Annotated in this window: 21 protein-coding genes; 10 read left to right on the top strand and 11 right to left on the bottom strand. The window is 72.0% G+C overall.

Translation table 11 applies throughout. The features are described from left to right. Positions 1-34 precede the first annotated feature (34 nt). Complete coding sequence (gene ilvA, locus ACIPYW_RS01795; RefSeq protein WP_400410244.1) at positions 35-1294, top strand: threonine ammonia-lyase; 1260 nt, start codon at positions 35-37, stop codon at positions 1292-1294. A 109-nt stretch (positions 1295-1403) separates the two neighbouring features. Beyond that, on the top strand, positions 1404-1895 hold the full coding sequence (locus ACIPYW_RS01790; protein WP_400410243.1) for a hypothetical protein: 492 nt from the start codon (positions 1404-1406) through the stop codon (positions 1893-1895). A gap of 117 nt (positions 1896-2012) precedes the next feature. Here the strand turns inward: ACIPYW_RS01790 and greA are convergent, their stop codons facing one another. Beyond that, complete coding sequence (gene greA / locus ACIPYW_RS01785; protein ID WP_058726479.1) at positions 2013-2501, bottom strand: transcription elongation factor GreA; 489 nt, start codon at positions 2499-2501, stop codon at positions 2013-2015. Positions 2502-2568: 67 nt separating this feature from the next. Then, positions 2569-3057, bottom strand: a complete 489-nt coding sequence (locus tag ACIPYW_RS01780; protein ID WP_400410241.1) for a DUF4307 domain-containing protein — start codon at positions 3055-3057, stop codon at positions 2569-2571. 54 nt (positions 3058-3111) lie between these two features. Between ACIPYW_RS01780 and mca the strand changes: the two genes are divergently transcribed. Together mca and ACIPYW_RS01770 are read left to right on the top strand one after the other, a co-directional pair. After that, positions 3112-3996: a mycothiol conjugate amidase Mca gene (gene mca, locus ACIPYW_RS01775; RefSeq protein WP_290132587.1), complete on the top strand. Its 885-nt coding sequence runs from the start codon at positions 3112-3114 to the stop codon at positions 3994-3996. Continuing rightward, the gene (locus ACIPYW_RS01770) at positions 3993-4295 is read left to right on the top strand and encodes a hypothetical protein (protein ID WP_400410240.1); all 303 of its coding nucleotides are present in this window, start codon (positions 3993-3995) and stop codon (positions 4293-4295) included. Before mca ends, ACIPYW_RS01770 begins: the two co-directional genes overlap by 4 nt. A 90-nt stretch (positions 4296-4385) precedes the next feature. On the opposite strand, the gene ACIPYW_RS01765 is transcribed toward ACIPYW_RS01770, so the two are convergent. Continuing rightward, positions 4386-5093 carry a hemolysin III family protein gene (locus ACIPYW_RS01765; protein ID WP_290132585.1) on the bottom strand — a complete coding sequence of 236 codons (708 nt, stop codon included), beginning with the start codon at positions 5091-5093 and terminating at the stop codon, positions 4386-4388. Between the two features lie 87 nt (positions 5094-5180). On the opposite strand from ACIPYW_RS01765, the gene ACIPYW_RS01760 reads away from it, so the two are divergent. The 3 genes from ACIPYW_RS01760 (at position 5181) to ACIPYW_RS01750 (ending at position 9095) form a co-directional block, all read left to right on the top strand. After that, on the top strand, positions 5181-5966 hold the full coding sequence (locus tag ACIPYW_RS01760) for an isoprenyl transferase (RefSeq protein WP_400410237.1): 786 nt from the start codon (positions 5181-5183) through the stop codon (positions 5964-5966). 126 nt (positions 5967-6092) lie between these two features. After that, positions 6093-7202, top strand: coding sequence for an aminotransferase class V-fold PLP-dependent enzyme (locus ACIPYW_RS01755; RefSeq protein ID WP_400410236.1), 1110 nt, complete (start codon positions 6093-6095; stop codon positions 7200-7202). A 531-nt stretch (positions 7203-7733) separates the two neighbouring features. Next, positions 7734-9095, top strand: a complete 1362-nt coding sequence (locus ACIPYW_RS01750; RefSeq protein WP_400410234.1) for a PhoH family protein — start codon at positions 7734-7736, stop codon at positions 9093-9095. Between the two features lie 242 nt (positions 9096-9337). Here the strand turns inward: ACIPYW_RS01750 and ACIPYW_RS01745 are convergent, their stop codons facing one another. From ACIPYW_RS01745 to xseA, 5 genes are all read right to left on the bottom strand, one after another. Then, a complete protein-coding gene (locus ACIPYW_RS01745) occupies positions 9338-10759 on the bottom strand; it encodes a class II fumarate hydratase (RefSeq protein WP_400410232.1) in 1422 nt (473 codons plus the stop codon). A gap of 133 nt (positions 10760-10892) precedes the next feature. Beyond that, positions 10893-11507 carry a carbonic anhydrase gene (locus tag ACIPYW_RS01740; protein ID WP_400410231.1) on the bottom strand — a complete coding sequence of 205 codons (615 nt, stop codon included), beginning with the start codon at positions 11505-11507 and terminating at the stop codon, positions 10893-10895. Positions 11508-11553: 46 nt separating this feature from the next. After that, positions 11554-12195 (bottom strand): DUF4245 domain-containing protein, encoded by a 642-nt coding sequence (locus ACIPYW_RS01735; protein ID WP_400410229.1) that lies wholly within the window; start codon positions 12193-12195, stop codon positions 11554-11556. Further along, positions 12192-12455, bottom strand: a complete 264-nt coding sequence (locus tag ACIPYW_RS01730) for an exodeoxyribonuclease VII small subunit (RefSeq protein WP_290132578.1) — start codon at positions 12453-12455, stop codon at positions 12192-12194. Before ACIPYW_RS01730 ends, ACIPYW_RS01735 begins: the two co-directional genes overlap by 4 nt. Before the next feature lie 125 nt (positions 12456-12580). Next, complete coding sequence (gene xseA / locus ACIPYW_RS01725; protein WP_400410227.1) at positions 12581-13819, bottom strand: exodeoxyribonuclease VII large subunit; 1239 nt, start codon at positions 13817-13819, stop codon at positions 12581-12583. A 137-nt stretch (positions 13820-13956) separates the two neighbouring features. Here xseA and ACIPYW_RS01720 point away from each other — a divergent pair, with 137 nt between their 5' ends. Together ACIPYW_RS01720 and ACIPYW_RS01715 are read left to right on the top strand one after the other, a co-directional pair. Then, positions 13957-15021, top strand: coding sequence for a 4-hydroxy-3-methylbut-2-enyl diphosphate reductase (locus ACIPYW_RS01720; RefSeq protein ID WP_400410225.1), 1065 nt, complete (start codon positions 13957-13959; stop codon positions 15019-15021). After that, positions 15018-15779, top strand: a complete 762-nt coding sequence (locus tag ACIPYW_RS01715; RefSeq protein ID WP_400410223.1) for a DUF6264 family protein — start codon at positions 15018-15020, stop codon at positions 15777-15779. The genes ACIPYW_RS01720 and ACIPYW_RS01715 overlap by 4 nt, the downstream gene beginning before the upstream one ends. 48 nt (positions 15780-15827) lie before the next feature. Here ACIPYW_RS01715 and ACIPYW_RS01710 read toward each other — a convergent pair whose 3' ends face one another. After that, positions 15828-17087, bottom strand: a complete 1260-nt coding sequence (locus tag ACIPYW_RS01710) for a M18 family aminopeptidase (protein ID WP_400410222.1) — start codon at positions 17085-17087, stop codon at positions 15828-15830. A gap of 110 nt (positions 17088-17197) precedes the next feature. Further along, the gene (gene fbaA / locus ACIPYW_RS01705) at positions 17198-18226 is read right to left on the bottom strand and encodes a class II fructose-bisphosphate aldolase (RefSeq protein ID WP_290132574.1); all 1029 of its coding nucleotides are present in this window, start codon (positions 18224-18226) and stop codon (positions 17198-17200) included. 277 nt (positions 18227-18503) lie between these two features. On the opposite strand from fbaA, the gene glpX reads away from it, so the two are divergent. Further along, a complete protein-coding gene (glpX, locus tag ACIPYW_RS01700; protein WP_400410220.1) occupies positions 18504-19493 on the top strand; it encodes a class II fructose-bisphosphatase in 990 nt (329 codons plus the stop codon). 133 nt (positions 19494-19626) lie between these two features. On the opposite strand, the gene ACIPYW_RS01695 is transcribed toward glpX, so the two are convergent. Next, positions 19627-20889 (bottom strand): DNA recombination protein RmuC, encoded by a 1263-nt coding sequence (locus ACIPYW_RS01695; RefSeq protein WP_400410218.1) that lies wholly within the window; start codon positions 20887-20889, stop codon positions 19627-19629. Positions 20890-20918 lie beyond the last annotated feature (29 nt).

Genomic DNA, 20918 nt, shown 5'->3' with positions numbered 1-20918 from the left:
CGCGGCGACGACCGCGAGCGACGATGATGAGCGGGTGACCGACACCACCGCGCCCCAGATCCCGACCGCAGCGATCCCCACGCTCGCGGACATCGAGGCCGCTCGCACCACCATCGCCGGGGTCGCCCGTGTCACCCCGATGGAGTCGTCGCAGTACCTCGCGGAACTGCTCGGCTCGCCGGTGCACCTGAAGTGCGAGAACCTCCAGCGCACCGGCGCGTACAAGGTCCGCGGTGCCTACAACCGGCTCTCCGCCCTCACACCGGAGCAGCGCGCGAAGGGCGTGGTCGCCGCGAGCGCCGGCAATCACGCGCAGGGCGTCGCCTTCGCCGCACGCGCGCTCGGCATCCCCGCGACGATCTTCACCCCCGTGGGCGTGGCCCTGCCGAAGCTCCAGGCCACCCGCCACTACGGCGCCGAGGTCGTCCTCCGCGGACACTCCGTGGAAGAGGCCCTCAGCGCCGCGAAGGACTTCGCCCACCGCACCGGTGCCGTCTTCATCCCCCCGTTCGACCACCCCGCGGTGATCGCCGGCCAGGGCACCCTCGGCCTCGAGATCCTCGACCAGGTCCCCGACGCTGACACCGTCGTCGTGCCGATCGGCGGCGGCGGGGTCATCGCCGGCATCGCCCTCGCGGTGAAGGGCATCGCCGAGCAGCAGGGCCGAACCATCCGCGTCATCGGCGTGCAGGCCGCGAACGCCGCCGCCTACCCGAGCTCGCTCCGGGCGGGCGAGCCGGTGACCGTGCAGACAACCCCGACGATCGCGGACGGCATCGCGGTGGCCCGCCCCGGCGACATGAACTTCCCGATCATCCGCGACCTCGTCGACGAGATCGTCACCGTGACCGAGGACGACGTGGCCCGAGCGCTCCTCGTGCTGCTCGAGCGCGCGAAGCTCGTGGTCGAGGCCGCCGGTGCGGTCGGGGTCGCGGCGATCATGGCCGGGTCGGTCCGCGACACCGGCAAGACCGTGGTCCTGCTCAGCGGCGGCAACATCGACCCGCTCATGATGGAGCGGATCATCACCCGCGGTCTCGTCGCCGCGTCGCGCTACATCGGTGTCCGGATCATGCTGCCGGACCGTCCGGGGCAGCTCGCGCGGGTCGCGCAGGTCATCTCCGACGCCGGCGCGAACGTCGTCGAGGTGCTCCACACGCGGCACGGCCAGGGGCTCGTCATCAACGAGGTCGCGCTCGACCTGTCGGTCGAGGCGCGTGGTCCCGAGCACGCGCAGGAGGTCCTCGGACGCCTGCAGGAGGCCGGCTTCCGCCCGGAGATGATCGAGCGCTGACGCCGCGCTCCCCGCGGGCCCGTCAGGGGACCGCACGGGAGCGGCCGCGCACCGTCAGGGTTCCGTTCGCGACGGCGGCACCGGCCTGGAGGCGCGTGAGGCTGCCGTCATGACCCTCACGTCGATCCTCCCCACCCTCCGCGCCTCGCTGCCCGATCCGCTCGACCCGACGCTGTGGCCCGCCGTCACCGTGGCGACCGTCGACGACGTCACGGTCCGCGCGGTCTCGATGCAGCGGCTCGCCGACATGGTGGGGACGCCGTGCGTGCACACCGCCGAGGAGGCCCCGCCCCGGTTCCGTCCCCGCGACTGGCGGCCCCGCGAGGTCTGCGTCACCGTCGCCGCCGTAACCCGCGTCCGTCGGCCGTGGGGCGTGCTCCTCGTCGAGCTCGACGCCGTGCTGCCGGACTGCGCCGTGCTGACTGAGGCGCGGATCATCGGCCGTTCCTCGGTCGCCCCCGCCGCCGTCGTGACGCTCACGACGAACCCGGCCGGTACCGCTGGCGTCGACGCGGTGCTGCCCGCGGACGTGGCGGTCGGCGACCTCGTGTGCTTCCCGTGCCGTCGGGCGGTCACCCACCGCGACCTCGCCGTGCACTGAGCAGCGGCGCGCCACGGCGGTGCCCCGCGCCACGCCGCGCTGCACCACACTGCAGAACGGACACAGCACCGCGGAGTCCCGCGGTGCTGTGTCCGTTGCGTGGTGCTGCGCGAGGCCCTACGGCTCGTAGCGCTCGACCTTCGTGACCTCGACGGCGATCTCCTTGCCGTTCGGCGCCGTGTACGTGGTCTTCTCGCCGGCACGGAGGCCGAGGATGGCGGCGCCGACCGGGCTGACCGGGCTGTAGACGGTGAGGTCCGAGCCCTCGCCGACGATCTCGCGGTTGCCGACGAGGAACGTCGACTCGTCGCCCGCGATCACGGCCGTGACGACCGTGCCGGGCTCGGCGGTGCCGTCGAAGTCGGCCTCGCCCACCGTGGCGTGCTTGAGCAGCTCGGTGAGCTGGCGGATGCGGGCCTCGATCTTGCCCTGCTCGTCCTTGGCAGCGTGGTAGCCGCCGTTCTCCTTGAGGTCGCCCTCTTCACGCGCCGCCTCGATGCGGTCCGCGATCTCCTTGCGCGCCGGGCCGGAGAGCTGCTCGAGCTCCGCCTGGAGGCGGTCGTGTGCCTCCTGGGTCAACCAGGTGCCCTGGGTGTCGTTGCTCATCGTGATCCCTTCGACAAAGAGCGAGACCGGCCGGTGTGGCCGGTCTCGCTCTGCGGATCACAGCAGTCTAGGGAACCCAGCAGTCGTGGATCAAGCCGGTCACGCCGCGCGTCGTCGTGCGGACCTCGGTCGAGATGGTCCGTGATCGCTGGTCGCTCGCCGGGATCGTCACGACCTTCCAGCCGACGATCGTGAACGACTTGTCGAGCACCTGCACGGCGCACTCGGCCTCGGTGCCGGGGTCCAGCGACACCTGTGAGTGGACCACCGTCGCGTGGTCGGAGAGGACCTCGTACCCGACGTCGTCCGTGTCGAGTCCGTGGCTCGTCTGCCCCGGACCGGCCCAGATCGCCCACACCGCGAACACGACCACGACCGCGATGGCCGCGGCGATCGCCAGTGCACGTGCACGGCGGTTCCGCGACGGCGTGCGGCCGTAGCGGTCGTCGAGCGCGGCGGCGGTGGTGGCCGCGGCGGGCGCCGGCGCGGCGGGGTGCTGCTGATCGGACAGTTCGGGGCTCCCGGGGTGATTATCCTGATGACCAGGGTAGTTCACGCCTGGCTGTGCGCCGCCCGCGTCCGCGACCGTCCCCGACCGCGAGGAACCCCCGTGCCGTACCGTCTGCTCGCCGTCCACGCCCACCCCGACGACGAGTCGAGCAAGGGAGCGGCGACGGCGGCGAAGTACGTGTCCGAGGGCAACCAGGTCCTCGTCGTGTCCTGCACGGGCGGCGAGGCCGGCGACATCCTCAACGACCAGCTCGGCGAGCCCGCGACCACGCGCGCGCACCGTGACATGGCCGGGTACCGCCGCACCGAGATGGCCGCCGCGCAGCAGGCCCTCGGCATCGACCACGTCTGGCTCGGCTACCACGACTCCGGGCTCCCGGAAGAGGGCGAGTCGGTCCGCCCCGGCACGTTCGCGACCGTGCCGCTCGAGTACTCGACCGAGGCCCTCGTCCGCGTCGTGCGCCGCTTCCGTCCGCACGTGCTCGTCACGTACGACGAGAACGGCGGCTACCCGCACCCCGACCACATCCGCACGCACGAGGTCTCCGTGGCCGCCTGGCGCGACGCCGCCGACCCCGCGAAGTACCCGGAGGCGGGCGAGCCGTGGGCGGTCGCGAAGCTGTACTACGAGCGGACGATGAACCCCCGGCGCTTCACCGCCATCTACGACGCGATGCGCGAGCGGGAGCCGGACAGCGCCGCCGTCGAGCAGCTCCGCGAGTGGGTCGAGCGGTTCGCCGACCGGCCGGACCTCGCGACGACGCACGTCGACGTCCGCGACTGGTTCGACGCGCGTGACGCCGCCCTCCACGCGCACGCGAGCCAGGTGCCGCCGGACAGCTTCTTCTTCTCCTGGCCGAACGACCTCCTCGCGACGGTGTGGCCGACCGAGGACTACCAGCTCGTCGAGGCCCGTGTGCCCACGTCGACGCCGGAGTCCGACCTCTTCGCGGGGATCCCGGCAGACGAGGACACCACTGCGTGAGCACCACCTGGGCGGCAGTCGCCGCCGCCACCCCCAGCCCGAGCCCGACCTCGGTCGTCCCGGACGTCGACGTCACCCCGGGAGTCGCCGGGTTCATCGCGATCGCGGTCGTCGCGGTCGTGACGATCCTGCTGGTCATCGACATGACCCGGCGCATCCGTCGGACCCGCTACCGCGCCGAGATCCGGGAGCGGCTCGAGGCCGAGGCCGGCGCCGAGGGCGCCGCGACGGACGAGCCGGAGCGGCGTGCCGCCGAGGACGGCCGGGCCGACGTCGGCGACGACACCGAACGCGGGTAGACGCGACCAACGACGGCCTGGAGGTTCGTGGCAGGCCCGCACCGCTGAGACGCGCACGTCAGTGCGTGGCGCGCACCTGCGTGCGCAGGCTCAGCGCACCGGGTCGAGCGCCACGATGAGCACGCCGACCCACTGCGCGGCGAAGGCGACCACAGTGAAGGCGTGGAAGATCTCGTGGAAGCCGAAGACCGTCGGCGACGGGTCGGGACGCTTGAAGCCGTAGACGAGCGCGCCGAGGATGTACGCCAGGCCGCCGGACAGCACGAGCACGGTCATCGGCACGCTCGCGGCGAAGAACTGGGGCAGCAGGCCCAGCGCGGCGCACCCGAGGACGAGGTAGATCGGCACGTAGAGCCAACGCGGCGCACCGATCCACAGCACGCGGAAGGCGATGCCGAGCGCGGCACCCGACCACATCACCCAGAGCACCACGACCATGAGCGTGTGCGGCAGGGCGCAGATCGCGATCGGCGTGTACGTGCCCGCGATGAGCAGCAGGATGTTCGTGTGGTCGATCCGCTTGAGGACCTTCTTCACCGTCGGGCCCCACGGGAACCGGTGGTACGTCGCCGAGACGCCGAACAGCAGGAGCGAACTCGCCATGAACACGGCGCTGCCCGCCTTCGCCGCGGGTGACGCCGCGAGGCACACGAGCACGACGCCCATCGCGATGGCGAACGGGAACGTGCCGAGGTGGATCCAGCCGCGCCAGGCAGGGCGGGGCGGTTCGGTCGCGGTCGACGCCTCTTCGGTGAAGGGGACGTGCGGGAGGGTCCCGGTGTCGTTCGTGGCCTGCATGGGGCGACAGTAGGGCCCCAGTCCGAACGTCCGCCGAACACGCTCCCGTCCTGCGGGTTCGCGGGTGCGGTGCACTACAGTCGTCCCGTGGCGAGCAGGGTGGGACCGACGGGGCGGGGACTCCTCTACCGCGCCTACCAACGCCGCATCCGGAAGCAGATCGACGGCGCCCCGATGCCGAAGCACGTCGCCATGATCGTCGACGGCAACCGTCGCTGGGCGAAGCAGCTCGGGCTCGAGACCGCAGCGCACGGACACCGTGCCGGCGCCGCGAAGATCCCCGAGTTCCTCGACTGGTGCGACGACCTCGGCATCGAGGTCGTGACGCTCTACCTGTTGTCTGCGGACAACCTCACCGGCCGCGGTGGCGAGGAGCTGGAGGACCTCGTCGGCATCATCGGCGAGCTCGCCGGGGTGCTCGCGGACCACCGGGACTGGCGGGTGCAGCACGTCGGCGCCGACGAGGGGCTGCCGGCCTCCCTCGTCGAGGCACTCTCCGCCGCCGAGCACCGCACGGCCGCCCACACCGGTCTGCACGTGAACCTCGCCGTCGGGTACGGCGGACGGCGGGAGATCGCCGACGCCATGCGCAGCATCGTGCGGGCACACGGCGAGGGCGGCGGGACGCTCGACACCCTGGCCGAGGTCCTCACGCCCGAACTCATCGGCGACCACCTCTACACGCAGGGGCAGCCCGACCCGGACCTCGTGATCCGGACCTCGGGGGAGCAGCGGCTGTCCGACTTCATGCTGTGGCAGAGCGCGCACAGCGAGTTCTACTTCGTCGAGGCGTTCTACCCGGACCTCCGCGAGGTCGACTTCCTCCGCGCGGTCCGTGACTTCGGGCTGCGGTCCCGGCGGTTCGGCGGCTGATCGCGCGGTCCCCTTCGTTCGGCCGCTCGCGCGGTGCCGCTCGTGCGCACAGTGGACCGGGTTCGGCCACCTGACTGCCGTCCCAGTAGACTCACAGGGTTTTTCGTCCCACGGAAGGTTGCACCTGTGAACACCGACGAGTACGCCGCCGGCTTCGCCGAGGAGCCCGGCTACCTCGACCACGCCGCGTTCGGTCCGGTCCAGACGGCGGTGCTCGAGGAGCAGCGGGTGCTCGGCACGATCCAGGAGCACATGCGCTTCGGAGCGATGGAGACCCTGGACGAACAGGACGCGCGCGTCCGCACCGTGGCCGCGCGGCTCGTCGGACGCCGCGAGGACCAGGTCGTGTCGCAGACCGCGACGACCCCCGGCCTCGTGCACACCGCGTTCGGGCTGACCGGCGGCGTGCTCGTGTCGGCCGACGACTACCCGTCGATGCCGCTCGCCCTCGCATCGGCCGCGTCGTCCACCGGTGGCCGCGTGCACCCCGTGGTGATCGAGTCCGGCGCCGGGTGGACCACGCCGTCGCTCATCGCGGAACGGCTCACCGACGACGTCACTGCCGTCGCGGTCTCGCTCGTCGACTGGCGCACCGGCTACCTGGTCGACCTCGCCGCCGTCCGCGAGGTCATCGGCGACCGCCTGCTCATCGTCGACGCGATCCAGGGCTTCGGTGTCGTGGACGTCCCCTACGAGGTCGCCGACGTCGTCGCCACGGGCGGCCAGAAGTGGCTGCACGCCGGCTGGGGGACCGGCTTCGTGGCCTTCAGCGACCGCGCGTTGAACCGTCTGCGTCCGGCGCTGTCCGGCCCTGCGGGGACCACCGGGTGGCCGGACGAGGTGCCCTCGGTCCGCCCTGGGGCCGCCGGCTTCCGCTCGACGCGGATCGACCCCGTCGCCCAGGCACGGCTCGCGGTGTCGCTCGAGCGGCTCGCCGCCGTCGGGGTGTCCGCCGTGCAGGAGCGGGTGTCGGACCGGGTCGAGCGGGTGTTCGACATCGCCGACGAGTTCGGCCTCGTCGTGGAGTCCAGCCGCGACCCGCGCGAGCGCGCCGGCATCGTCGTGCTGCGCCCGCCGCAGGGGCGGTTGACGGCGCTCTCCGCAGCGATGCACAACCACGGGGTGACGGTGACGACGCGCTCCGGGACCGCCCGGGTGTCGCCGTTCGCCTCCACGACGGACGAGACGCTCGACATGTTCCGCGACGCCTGCCTGTCGTACGCCACGATGCCGTAGCGCGCCGCGCGCGGCGCGAGGTCCGCGGCGCGAGGCTCGGCAAAGCGACAGATTCCGCTCCACGCGCCAGCGGATCCTGTCGCTTTCGCGAAAGCCGCAGGTCACCGGACGGGAGGCACGCGGTGCGGGGCGCGCGGCGAGCGGAGCGGTTCGCGAAAGCGACAGATGCGACGGTGAGCACCAGCGGATCCTGTCTCCTTCGCGGAATCGACCGTTCTGACTGGACGCACCGACGCACACTGTCGCTCTCGCGGAAGCGGCAGGCCGCCGGACGGGAGACCCGTGGCGGGCCCGCACCGCGCCTCCAGGCCGGTGGGTCCGCGTGTCGGGCGCGGGGCGCACCGCTCAGGTCGCGTTCACGCGACCGTAACCCGCCGCGCCGCGTGTCGCGTGCGCCGTGTCAGGGGTCGGACGTAGTTTGACGGCATCGGGCACCGCGCCCGATCGAAGCGGCCGCAGCAGGTGCTTCGAGACCCGCTCCAGTGGCCGCGTCGAGGACAAGGACCGGGTCCTTCGCGGCCCGGGGATGGAGTGGTCGTGACCTCTCAGAACGTCTCTCGCGGAACGCAGCAGCAGCCCACCGCGGACTCGTCCACACCGGTCGTCCAGCGCACGTACGTGCTCGACACCTCGGTGCTCCTCAGCGATCCGCGGGCGCTGTTCCGCTTCGCCGAGCACGCGGTCGTCCTGCCCGTGGTGGTCGTCAGCGAGCTGGAGTCGAAGCGGAACGACCCGGAGATCGGGTACTTCGCCCGGCAGGCACTCCGGATCCTCGACGACCTCCGGGTCGAGCACGAACGACTCGACTTCCCGATCGCGATCGGTGAAGGCGGCTCGCTGCGGGTCGAGCTGAACCACTCCAACCAGGCGGTGCTGCCGTCCGGGCTGCAGCTCGGCGACAACGACTCGCGGATCCTCGCGGTCGCGATGAACCTCGCGAACGACGGCCTCGACGTCGTCGTGGTGTCGAAGGACCTCCCGCTGCGGGTCAAGGCGTCGTCGATCGGCATGGCCGCCGAGGAGTACCGCGCCGAACTCGCGGTCGACAGCGGCTACACGGGCCTCACCGACCTCCAGGTCTCCGGCGAGCAGATGGCCGACCTCTACGAGCACGAGGAGATCCGCTCCGGTGCGCTCGCCGACGTGCCGGTGAACACCGGGGTCGTCATCCACTCCGAGCGCGGCTCCGCCCTCGGCCGCGTGCACACCGCGGGCTCGGTGGCGCTCGTGCGGGGCGACCGCGAGGTGTTCGGCCTCCGCGGACGGTCCGCGGAGCAGCGGCTCGCGATCGACGCGCTCCTCGACCCGGAGATCGGCATCGTGTCCCTCGGCGGCGCGGCGGGCACGGGCAAGTCGGCGCTCGCGCTCTGCGCCGGCCTCGAGGCGGTCCTCGAGCGCCAGCAGCACAAGAAGATCATGGTCTTCCGGCCGCTCTACGCGGTGGGCGGCCAGGAGCTCGGGTACCTGCCGGGCGACGCCGCGGAGAAGATGAACCCGTGGGCGCAGGCGGTCTACGACACCCTCGGCTCGGTGGTGTCGGACAACGTGCTCGACGAGGTGGTCGAGCGGGGGATGCTCGAGGTCCTGCCGCTCACCCACATCCGCGGTCGGTCCCTCCACGACGCGTTCGTCATCGTCGACGAGGCCCAGTCGCTCGAACGGAACGTCCTCCTCACGATGCTGTCCCGGATCGGGCAGAACTCGCGGGTCGTCCTCACCCACGACGTCGCGCAGCGGGACAACCTGCGGGTCGGCCGGCACGACGGCATCGCGTCCGTGATCGAGCGGCTGAAGGGCCACCCGCTGTTCGCGCACGTGACGCTGACGCGCTCGGAGCGGTCAGCGATCGCGGCACTCGTGACGGAGATGCTCGACTCGCCCGACCTCGTGTAGCGGGGCGCGGTCGGCTGCGGGCGCGCCGCCGCGGGCGCGCCGCCCCGTCTGGCTGCGCCCGGCACAACCAAAGTCACCTCGAACCACGTGAGTACGTGGTTCGAGGTGACTTTGGTTGTGCGGCGGTGGCTCGCGCCGGACGACCGTCGCCGGAGACGGACGGGAGGCGCGGTGCCAGCTGGCACCGCGCCTCCGTCCGTCCGGTGGTCGCGTCGCGCGCGGCGCGGGTCAGTTCGGGCGCGTCAGTTCGGGTGGGTCATCGAGAGCACGTTGAGGGCGCTGTCGAGCTGCTCCTCCGTGACCTCGCCCCGCTCGACGTAACCGAGGGCGACGACGGCCTCACGCACGGTGATGCCCTCCGCGACGGCGTGCTTCGCGACCTTGGCGGCGGCTTCGTACCCGATCACGCGGTTGAGCGGCGTCACGATCGACGGGGAGGACTCCGCGAAGGCGCGAGCACGGTCGAGGTTGGCCTCGAGCCCGTCGACCGTCTTGTCGGCGAGGACGCGCGAGCTGTTCGCCAGCAGACGGATCGACTCGAGCAGCGCCGTGCCCATCACCGGGATCGCGACGTTCAGCTCGAACGCGCCCGACGCACCGGCCCACGCCACGGTCGCGTCGTTCCCGATGACCCGGGCCGCGACCATCAGGGTGGCCTCGGGGATGACCGGGTTCACCTTGCCGGGCATGATCGACGATCCGGGCTGGAGGTCCGGGATGTGGAGCTCGCCGAGGCCGGTGTTCGGCCCCGAACCCATCCAGCGGAGGTCGTTGTTGATCTTCGTGAGGCTGACCGCGATGACCTTCAGCGCGCCGGAGGCCTCGACGAGTGCGTCGCGCGCCCCCTGCGCCTCGAAGTGGTCGAGTGCCTCGGTGATCGGCAGCCCGGTGTCCTCGGCGAGCTGTGCGATGACCTCTTGCGGGAAGCCCTTCGGGGTGTTGATCCCGGTGCCGACCGCGGTCCCGCCCAGGGGCACCTCGGCGACGCGGGGGAGGGTCGCCTCCACGCGCTCGATGCCGAGCCGGATCTGTCGCGCGTACCCGCCGAACTCCTGCCCGAGGGTCACCGGGGTGGCGTCCATGAGGTGGGTGCGCCCGGACTTCACGGCGTCGGCCCAGAGCGTCGCCTTCCGCTCGAACGCTTCGGCGAGGTGCTCGAGCGCGGGGACGAGCGTGCGGATCAGGGCCTCGGTCACGGCGACGTGCACGGACGTGGGGAAGACGTCGTTCGAGGACTGCGACGCGTTCACGTGGTCGTTCGGGTGCACGGGCGTGCCGGCGACGTCGGAGGCCAGCGTCGCGAGGACCTCGTTCATGTTCATGTTCGACGAGGTGCCGCTGCCGGTCTGGTAGACGTCGACCGGGAACTGGTCGTGGTGCTGCCCGCCGATGATCGCGTCCGCGGCCGCGACGATCGCCCCCGCCACCGACTCGTCGACGATCCCGCGGGCCCCGTTCACGATCGCGGCGGCACGCTTCACCCGTGCGAGGGCGACGATCTGCGACGGCTCGAGGCCGCTGCCGGAGATCGGGAAGTTCTCGACGGCCCGCTGCGTCTGGGCGCGGTAGAGCGCCGACTTCGGCACCCGGACCTCGCCCATGGTGTCGTGCTCGATGCGGAACCCGTCATCGGTCGTCGCTGCGGTCTCGGTGGTGTCGGTCACGTCGTCGTGGTCCTTCCTGGGTGTGCTCCGGCGCGGTCGCGTCGGTCGGTGCTGCGACGGTGCTGGTCCGTCGCGCCGGTCGTGGGGCTGGTCGCCGTCGTGCCGGTGGTGTTCGGGGCTGATCGTGCCCTGGTCAGGCCTCGCCCACGACGGTGTCGATCGTGACCTCGCCCGAGGCCAGGTCGTAGGTCGCCCCCACGACCGCCAACCTACCCTCGGCGACGGCGTCCGAGACGGCGCCCGACCGCTCGAGGACCTGCGCGAGGGTGTTCTCGAGGTGCGCAGCACCGATCGACTCCTGCGACAGGTCGGCGTCGGTGGCACGGACCTTCTCGACGCTCGGGGCGATGGCGTCGACGAGCGACTGGAGGTGGGGGGCCGGCACCGGCTCGCCCGAACGGGCGGCGGCGACCGCACCACAGCGGGTGTGACGGAGGACGACGACGAGCGGCGTGCCGAGCGCGACGACCGCGAACTCGATCGAGCCGAGGACCACGTCGTCGACGATCTGACCGGCGTTGCGGATCGCGAAGAGGTCGCCGATGCCCGCGTCGAACACGTGCTCGAACGGCACGCGGGAGTCGGAGCAGCCGAGGACCGTCGCGAAGGGCGCCTGCGAACCGGTGAGCTCCGAGCGACGGTCGGGATCGATCCGGCCCGTCCGACGCTTGTCGGCGGCGAACCGGGCGTTGCCCTCGACGAGCAGTCGGAGGGCGTCGGACGGGGTGGAGGCGGCGCGGTCGGGCATGGGGTTCCTCGGGGTGCTGCGGTCGGTCAGGGGTGGACGGTGGCGGTCACCGGTCCGCGAACTGCTCGGACACGGCGGTCGCGAGCGTGCGGAACGAGGCGTCGTCGGCGGTGCCGGCGAGGACGAAGGTGTACTTGCCGGTGGTGCGGACGAGCGCGTAGGCGTTGTTGCCCGCGTCCTTGCCCTCGTCGCGTCGGTCGTAGACGGTCCACTTCGTGCCGTCGATCGTCGTCGAACCCGTGGCGGGCTTCTGGTCGAGCTGGTTCGCGACCCACGACGCGTTCGCGGAGACGCCCTGCTGCAACCCGATGTACTGCTTGTCCGGCGTCAGGAAGCCGACCGTCCAGACGTCGACGCCGTCGCCGGACTTGTCCGTCCAGTCGGCGCGGTTCGCGGAGAAGCCCTTCGGCAGCGTCGGAGCGGCGAGCTCGACGCCCCGGACGTTCGCGTCGGCAGCGACCTGCTGGTAGTCCACCGTGCGGTCCACGATCTGGGTGTCCGGTCGGACGACGACCGCCACGAGGAAGAGGACGATCCCGAGCGACGCGATCAGCGCGATGACGAGGTTGAACGCCGTCTGGTGCTGCCGGCGAGCCGTGCGCGCGGCGTCCTTGCGCGCCCAGGTCTCCTCCGGGGTCTCGGCGCGACCGAGCTCCGCGACGATGGGCCGTCCGTCGGCGTCGGTCATCGGGCGTCACCGCCGTCCGTCGCGGTGCCGCGCTCGTCAGACGCCGCGCGGGCCGCGTCGAGCCGTGCGCGGGCGCCGACCAGCCACTCCTCGCACCGGGCGGCCAGGGCCTCGCCCCGCTCCCACAGCCCGAGGGAGCGCTCGAGCGTCGCGGAGCCCTGCTCGAGCTCGGCGACGACGCGCACGAGTTCGTCGCGCGCGGCCTCGTAGCTCAGCGTGGCGACGTCGACGACCTGCTCGGGTTCCTGCTGGGATGACACACCACGATCCTACCGAGCAGCCACCGACGCGGCGTCGCCGACCCGAGCCTGTGGAGGCCCCTCGCGGAACCGGCCCTGTGCAGGACCGGTGCTGCGAGTCGGAGGTGCCCTGTGCCTCCTGGTCGTCACACCGCGCCGTCCGGACCCGGCCCGTCCGGCTCGAGCGTCCCGGTGGCCGTGCCGGCCCCGAGCGTGACGTGGACCGGAGTCGCGCCGTCGAGGTCCTCCGACGCGCGCACCACCCCGCCGTCCGCCGTCTGCACGATCGCGTACCCGCGACGGAGCGTGTCCCGCGGTGACAGTGCACGGAGCCTTGCCGTCAGGTGTCCGACGTCGGAGTGGGACCGTTCGAGCCGGCGGTCGAGGAGTTCGCGCGCGCGGGAGAGGTCGCGTGCCACCTCCTCCGCGCGGGTGTCGACGAGCCACGCGGTCGAGGCGAGCGCCGGACGCGAGCGGAGCGCCGCGATCCGGTCCGCTTCGACCGAGAGCGTGTGCGAGAGCCGGAGGCCGAGCCGGGCACGGGCCTGCCGGACGTTCGCGAGCTCCTCGGCGACGTCGGGCACGACCCGCTTCGCCGCGTCGGTCGGTGTCGAGGCGCGGAGGTCGGCGACCTCGTCGAGGATCGGGCGGTCGGCCTCGTGCCCGATCGCCGACACGATCGGTGTGGAGGCCGCCGCTGCTGCGCGCACGAGCGTCTCGTCGCTGAAGCCGAGGAGGTTCTGGAAGTCACCACCGCCGCGTGCGATGACGATCACGTCGACGGTCGGGTCCGCGTCGAGCTCGAGGATGGCGGCCGTGACCTCGCCCACGGTCCGTTCTCCCTGCACCGCGGTGTGCACCGTGCGGAACTCGACCTGCGGCCACCGCAGCTGCGCGTTGCGCTTGACGTCCTTCTCGGCGTCGGAGTCCTTGCCGGTGATGAGGCCGATCCGGTGCGGGAGGAAGGGCAGCCGCTTCTTCCGCGACGGGTCGAACAGGCCCTCGGCCGCGAGGGTGCGACGGAGCCGTTCGAGCCGTTCGAGGAGGTCGCCGAGCCCGACGTGCTTCATCTCGACGACCTGCATCGTGAGCGAGCCGCCCTTGACCCAGTAGTTCGGCTTGACGGCCGCGACGACCCGGTCGCCCTGCTTGAGGTCGGCCGGCACGCGCGAGCGCACGCTCGACCAGATCGAGAACGACACGGTCGCGTCGACCTCGACGTCCTTGAGCTTGCCGTAGACGTTGCCGCCGGCGACGTTCCACTGCGTGATCTCGCCCTCGACCCACGCGGTGCCGAGACGGTCGATCCAGTCGCGGAGCTTGGCGCCGAGCAGCGCGACGGGCCAGGGGTTGTCGGCCGTCGGCGGGCCCTGTTCGATCGCCATGTCGCTCCTTCCGAACGCGGGACACCCATGCTGCCGCAGACCGGTGACACGGCCGGTCGCACCGCGCCGCGCGTGAGTTCTCCACAGGGGTGGTCGCGCCCAGGTCGTGCGGGTGCCGCTCACCTATCATCGGGGACGTGACGATCACCAACGGCCACACGGTCCCCCTCGCCCCGCCGCGGGTGCACGCGGCGCGCGGGCGGCTGCGGGACGAACCGGTCGCCGGGACGAAGAAGGTGCTGCTCGCCGCGCCGCGCGGGTACTGCGCCGGCGTCGACCGGGCGGTGGTCGCCGTCGAGCAGGCGCTCGAGCAGTACGGCGAGCCCGTCTACGTCCGGAAGCAGATCGTCCACAACGTCCACGTCGTGTCGACGCTCGAACAGCGCGGGGCGGTGTTCGTCGACGACGTCGTCGAGGTCCCCCGCGGAGCCCACGTGGTGTTCAGCGCGCACGGGGTGTCCCCGGCGGTCGTCGCCGGCGCCGCCGACCGCGACCTGCACGCGATCGACGCCACGTGCCCGCTCGTCACGAAGGTCCACCGCGAGGCCACGCGCTTCGCCAAGGCCGACCGCACGATCGTCCTCATCGGGCACGAGGGGCACGAAGAGGTCGAGGGGACGATGGGCCATGCGCCCGACCGCACGATCCTGGTGAACGGTCCGGAGGACGTCGCCGCGCTCGAGGTGTCCGACCCCGACAACCTCGTCTGGCTGTCGCAGACCACGCTGAGCGTCGACGAGACCATGGAGACGGTGCGGCTGCTCCGCGAGCGGTTCCCCACCATCCAGGACCCCCCGTCGGACGACATCTGCTACGCCACGCAGAACCGTCAGGTCGCGATCAAGAAGGTCGCCCCGGCGGCCGACCTCGTCATCGTCGTCGGGTCCGCGAACTCGTCGAACAGCGTCCGCCTCGTCGAGGTCGCGCTCGAGCACGGCGCCGCAGCCGCGCACCGCATCGACTACGCCGAGGAGATCCGGCAGGACTGGCTCGACGGCGTCGCCACCGTCGGTGTGACGAGCGGCGCGTCCGTGCCTGAGGAACTCGTCACCGAGGTGCTCGAACAGCTCGCCGACGCCGGCTACAGCGCCGTCGAAGAGGTCGTCACCGCCCACGAGGACCTCATGTTCTCGCTGCCGAAGGAACTCCGGACCGATGCGGCCGGCCAGCCGACCCGCGCGCTCGGCGGACGGCGCGCATGAGCGGCGACTGGTCCTCGACACCGGCCCACGACCCGGCCGCCGGGCGGTCGGCGGCGGGCGGGCCGGCGGCCGGCAGTCCCAGGGACGGCCTGGAGGCACGGCGCGGCCCCGTCACGTCGGCCGCCGCCCCGGCAACGGGTCGCGCCCACGGCACACCGGCTCCGCAGTACGGCGAGTACGCGCCGGAGGGCTGGGTGAACCCGGTCCTCGTCGAGCAGGAACGTCAGGAGCGCGAGGCGGCGTCCCGTGCGCTCCGCGAGCAGGCGGCGCGCGAGGCCACCGCGGGCCCCGGACGGACCACTGATGGGCGTCCCCGTACCGGGCGTCCGGCCGGCACGCCCGCGGGCACCCGGGGAGCGACCGACGTCGTGCCGACCAGCCGGTTCGGCGCGTCGCCGCTCGACTTCGGCCTCACCGTGGGGCTCCTCGTCCTCGGGTTGTGGAACGTGCTCGGGTCCCTGCGGGTCGGCACCACGGCGTCGCAGGTCCGGCAGACGTTCGAGCGGCAGTACACGACCTTCTCGGACCCCTCGGCGCTCACCACCGCGGCCGTCGTCATCGCGGTCGCCGCGGTCGTGCTCTTCGCACTGACGGTGTGGTGGTCCGTCCGCCGCCTCCGCGCGCGCCGGCGGACGTTCTGGGTGCCCCTGCTCGGCGGGGTGGTCTGGACCGCCGTCAGCGTCACCGCGTTCTTCGTGGTGCTGATGCAGGACCCACGGATGGTCGACGCGATGCTGCGGCAGGCGAGCGGCGGCTGACCCGGCCAGGCTCTCCTGCACAGCCCGCGAGGAAGGCGGCGACCGCGCTCAGCCCGCGAGGAAGGCGGCGACCGCCCCGTGCAGCGCGGCGAGGTCGTCGACGTGCACGAGCTCGCGCACCGAGTGCATCGACAGCAGCCCGACGCCGATGTCGATCGTCGGGATCCCGAGTCGGGTCGCCGCGATCGGCCCGATGGTCGAGCCACCCGGGATCGTGTTGACGTTGACGAACGGCTGGTACTCCACACCGGCCTGGTCGCACGCCGCCGCGAACACCGCCTCGCCCTTCGCCTCCGTCATGTAGCGCTGGTTCGCGCTGATCTTCAGGAGCGGGCCCCCGCCCGGCCGCGGTCGGTTCGTCGGGTCGTGCTTCTCCGGCTGGTTCGGGTGCACGAGGTGTCCGGCGTCGCTCGAGAGCAGCCACGAAGCACGGAACGCCCGCGCGGCTTCGGACCGGGTCGCCCCGAGGCCCTCCTGGACGCGGCCGAGGACGTCCTCGAGGAACGGCCCACCGGCACCCGACGGCGTCGAGGAACCGATCTCCTCGTGGTCGAACGCGGCGAACACCGGGATGTGCTCGGCGTCGGACGGAGCAGCGATGACGCCGAGCAGTCCGGCGTGCACGCTGGTGAGGTTGTCCATCCGGCCGGACGCCAGGAACTCCTGATCGATGCCGATCCGGGCGGGCGCCTGCGTGTCCGCGAGGAAGAGGTCCCACGACACGGCTTCGTCGCCGACCTGGTCACGCAGCCACGCGAGGACGTCGGTCCCGCCGACGTCGCCGCCGACGCCGACCACCGGGATCGTGTGCCGCTGCCGGTCGATCTCCTTGCCGTCGTTCACACCTCGGTCGAGGTGGATCGCGAGGTTCGGGATGCGGGCGACGGCGCCGGTCGCGACGAGCCGTACGGTGCCGTCGGCGTCGACCACCCGGCCGGCGATCGCGAGGTCGCGGTCGAACCACGTGGAGAGCAGGGCGCCGCCGTAGACCTCGACGTTCAGCTGCTCCCAGCCGAGCGTCCGCACCGCGGGGTTCGGCTTCACCCGGAACGTCGGCGAGTCGGTGTGCGCGCCCAGGATCCGGAACGGCGTCGTCGCGGTCGCGCCCTCCGGCAGCCGCCAGGCGATCACCGCGCCGTCGCGGACGACGACGTACGCGCCGGGAGCGGTCGGCCAGGCGTCGAGCTCGGACAGCTCGGTGAAGCCGGCCTCCACGAGTCGGTCCCGCGCCACGGCCGCCGCGTGGAACGCGGTGGGGGACTCGGTGACGTACTGGGCGAACTCGGAGGCGATGGCGTCGGCGGTCACGCTCCCCATCGTGGCACGCGGCGTCGCCCACCGCGGTCAGGGGCGACCGGACGCAGCACGGGGCGCGTCCGTCGGACGCGCCCCGTGCCTCCCGGCTGCAGCCTGCCGGATCAGCCCTTGGTGTGGCCGGCCGAGCCGAGGACCTTCGCGGCCTCGCCCACGCGGGCGGCCATGGCGGTCTCGGCGACCTTGCCCCAGGCGCGCGGGTCGTACTGCTTCTTGTTGCCGACCTCGCCGTCGATCTTCAGGACACCGTCGTAGTTGCGGAACATCGAGTCGGCGATCGAGCGCGTGAACGCGTACTGCGTGTCCGTGTCGATGTTCATCTTGATGACGCCGTTGCGGACGGCCTCGTGGATCTCGTCGTCGGTCGAGCCCGAGCCGCCGTGGAAGACGAGGTCGAGCGGGTTCTCGCCGGTACCGTGCTTCTCCGCGACGGAGGCCTGGATCTCGCCGAGGAGTTCCGGACGGAGCTTGACGTTGCCGGGCTTGTAGACACCGTGCACGTTCCCGAACGTGAGCGCGGCGATCCAGCGACCCTGGTCGCCGAGGCCGAGCGCGTCGACGACCTTCTCGACGTCGTTCGGGGTCGTGTAGAGCGCGTCGTTCGTGCCCTCGTGCTGGACGCCGTCCTCCTCGCCGCCGACGACGCCGATCTCGACCTCGAGGATGGCGTTGATGTTCCGCGTCTTCGCGATCATCGTCTTCGCGATCTCGATGTTCTCGTCGAGCGGCACCGCGGAGCCGTCCCACATGTGCGACTGGAAGATCGGGTTGCGGCCCTGACGCACCTCTTCCTCGCTCGCGGCGATGAGCGGGAGGACGAATCCGTCGAGGGCGTCCTTCGGGCAGTGGTCGGTGTGGAGGGCGACCGTGATGTCGTAGTTCTTCGCGACCTCGTGGGCGAACTTCGCCATCGCGAGGGCTCCGGCGGCACGGTTCTTGACCGTGTGGCCCGCGAAGTAGTCCGCACCACCGGTGGTGACCTGGAGGATGCCGTCGGAGCCGGCCTCCTGGAGCCCCTGGAGGACCGCGTTGATCGTCTGGGACGACGAGACGTTGACCGCGGGGTAGGCGAACTTGCCGGCCTTCGCTCGTTCGAGCATCTCGGCGTACTGTTCCGGCGTTGCGATGGGCACTGCGATCTCCTTCGACGTGGTGGTGTCCTCGCTGAGCCTAGTCAGCCGGACTGGGCCCCGCCGGCCGGTTCCGGAGCGACGCGCCAGCGGCGGTCCGGCTGTGTCTGGTGGGAGAGGCGCGGTGCGGGTCACGCGCGCCGCTTTCGTCGGTGCTGCACATGCGTTCACGGCGCTCGCGACCGGCCCGCCTCGCGACTGGCCGTCGGTACGCTGGGGCCGTGACTCCCAGAGCGAGCAGAGCACCGGCTCCCTGCTCCTCGTCGGTACGCTGGGCGTCGTGACTCCCACGACTGAGACCGGTTCCCTGTTCCTCCAGCCCGACCGCAACCTGGCGCTCGAGCTCGTGCGTGCGACGGAGGCCGCCGCGATCCGTGCGCAGCCGTGGGTCGGCCGTGGGGAGAAGAACCTCGCGGACGGTGCCGCGGTGGACGCGATGCGGAAGTTCCTCGGCACGGTGAACTTCGACGGTGTCGTCGTGATCGGTGAGGGCGAGAAGGACAACGCCCCGATGCTCTACAACGGCGAGCACGTCGGCAACGGGCACGGCCCGGCGTGCGACATCGCGGTCGATCCGATCGACGGCACGTCACTGACCGCCGCGGGCCGGCAGAACGCGATCAGCGTGATGGCCGTCTCGGACCGCGGGTCGATGTACGACCCCAGCGCCGTGTTCTACATGGACAAGATCGCTGCCGGGCCCGAGGGGCGCGGCGTCCTCGACCTGGAGAAGCCGATCGGGGAGAACATCCGGGCGCTCGCGAAGGCGAAGCACAAGGACATCGAGGACATGCAGATCGCGGTCCTCGACCGTCCCCGCCACGACGAGCTCATCCGCGCGATCCGCGCGACGGGTGCCGGCACGCGCCTGCTGCTGGACGGTGACGTCGCCGGTGGGATCTCGGCGGCGCTGCCGGGGTCGAAGATCGACATGTGCGTCGGTGTCGGCGGCACCCCGGAGGGCATCATCACCGCGTGCGCGATCAAGGCGCTCGGCGGGGTGATCCTCGGCAAGCTCCAGCCGAAGGACGACGAGGAGCGTGAGCAGGCGATCGCTGCCGGGCACGACCTCGACAAGGTGCTCGACCAGGACGACCTCGTCACGGGCGACAACACGTTCTTCGTCGCCACCGGTGTCACCGACGGTGTCCTCGTCGACGGGGTCCGCCGTTCGCGTGGCGTCATCCACACGGACTCGCTCGTGCTCCGCAGCCGCTCGAACACGATCCGCCGCATCCAAGCCGACCACCGCGCCGAGAAGTGGTTCTGATCCGCTGAAGCCGCGGACGCGCCGTGCGGTGCGGTGCGGTGCGGTGCGATGCGATTCACGTTCGCACAACCACAGTCCGTCCGAACCACGTTCCCGCGTGGTTCGGACGGATTCTGGTTGCGCGGCGTGCGGGTCAGTCCTCGTCGAGGGCGCCGACCAGCTCCGGCGCCGTGAGCAACCGCGGCTCGTCGTCGATCGAGGCGGGGTCGGCGATGACCTTCGACTCGTCGAGCAGGGACAACCGTCGGGCACTCGGCAGCACCTGCCGTTCGAGCGACCCCACGAAGCGGTTGTAGTCGACCACGGTGCCGCGGATGGCCCGACCGAGCTTGTCCACGTGGCCGGCGAGCGTCGACAGGCGTCCGTAGAGCTCCCGCGAGACCCGGAAGAGCTCGCGGGCCTCGGCGGTGACGACGTCTTGCTGCCACGAGAACGCCACGGTCTTGAGGACCGACCACAGCGTCACGGGGGAGGCCAGCGCGACCCGCTTCCGGAAGGCGTGGTCGAGCAGCCCCGGGTCCGCCGCGAGCGCACTGGCGATGAGCGACTCCGACGGGATGAACGCCACGGTCAGCTCGGGTGAGGCGTCGTACCCGGACCAGTACTCCCGCGCCGCGAGGGCGTCCACGTGCGCCCGCAGTGCCCGCACGTGCTGCTGCAGGAGCTGGTCGCGCCGGGCGCCCTCCGCCCCGGTGGCGGTCGCGGGGATCTCGGCTGCCTGCAGGTAGGCGCTGAACGGCACCTTCGCGTCGACGGCGATGGTCTTGCCGCCGGGCAGGTGCACGACCATGTCCGGTCGCGCGGACCCGGCGGACGTCGTCACGGAGGACTGCACGTCGAAGTCGACCCGTTCGAGGAGCCCGGCGGCTTCGACCACGTTGCGGAGCTGCGTTTCGCCCCAGACACCGCGCGTGCTGTTCGAGGACAGTGCGCTCGCGAGCGTGTCCGCGGTGGCGCGCAGACGTTCCTCGGACTCCGCTGCTGACCGCAGCTGCGCGGAGAGCATGCCGTACTGCTCGCTCCGCGACTGTTCGAGCTCGGCGATCTTGGCGCGCATGACGTCGAGTGTCTGAGCGACCGGGCTCAGCGCGGAGAGGACCTTCGACTCGTTCTGGTTCCGTGCCGCATCGGCCCCGTGCATCCGCTGTACGAGGTGCTCGAGCTCCGCCGCCCGACGCTCGAGCGAGTCGACCTGCCGGCGGTACTGCGCGTCCTGCGCGTCGAGGCGTTCCTCGGCGTCCGCGCGGACGGTGTCGAGCTGCGCGCGCAGCGCGTCCGCCGTGGCGTGCGCGGCGGCGGCGTCGACACCGGCACGCGAGCGGGCGAGCGCCCAGGCGAGGACGGCACCGACGGCCAGGCCGATGACGAGGCCGATGACCAGGGCGAGGATCTGCATGACGTGACCCTGGCAGGAGCCACCGACAC

This window comes from Curtobacterium sp. NPDC089689 (genome assembly GCF_044749145.1).
In the GTDB taxonomy this organism is placed as follows: Bacteria; Actinomycetota; Actinomycetes; order Actinomycetales; family Microbacteriaceae; genus Curtobacterium.
This window is presented reverse-complemented; position numbering and strand designations above follow the sequence as displayed.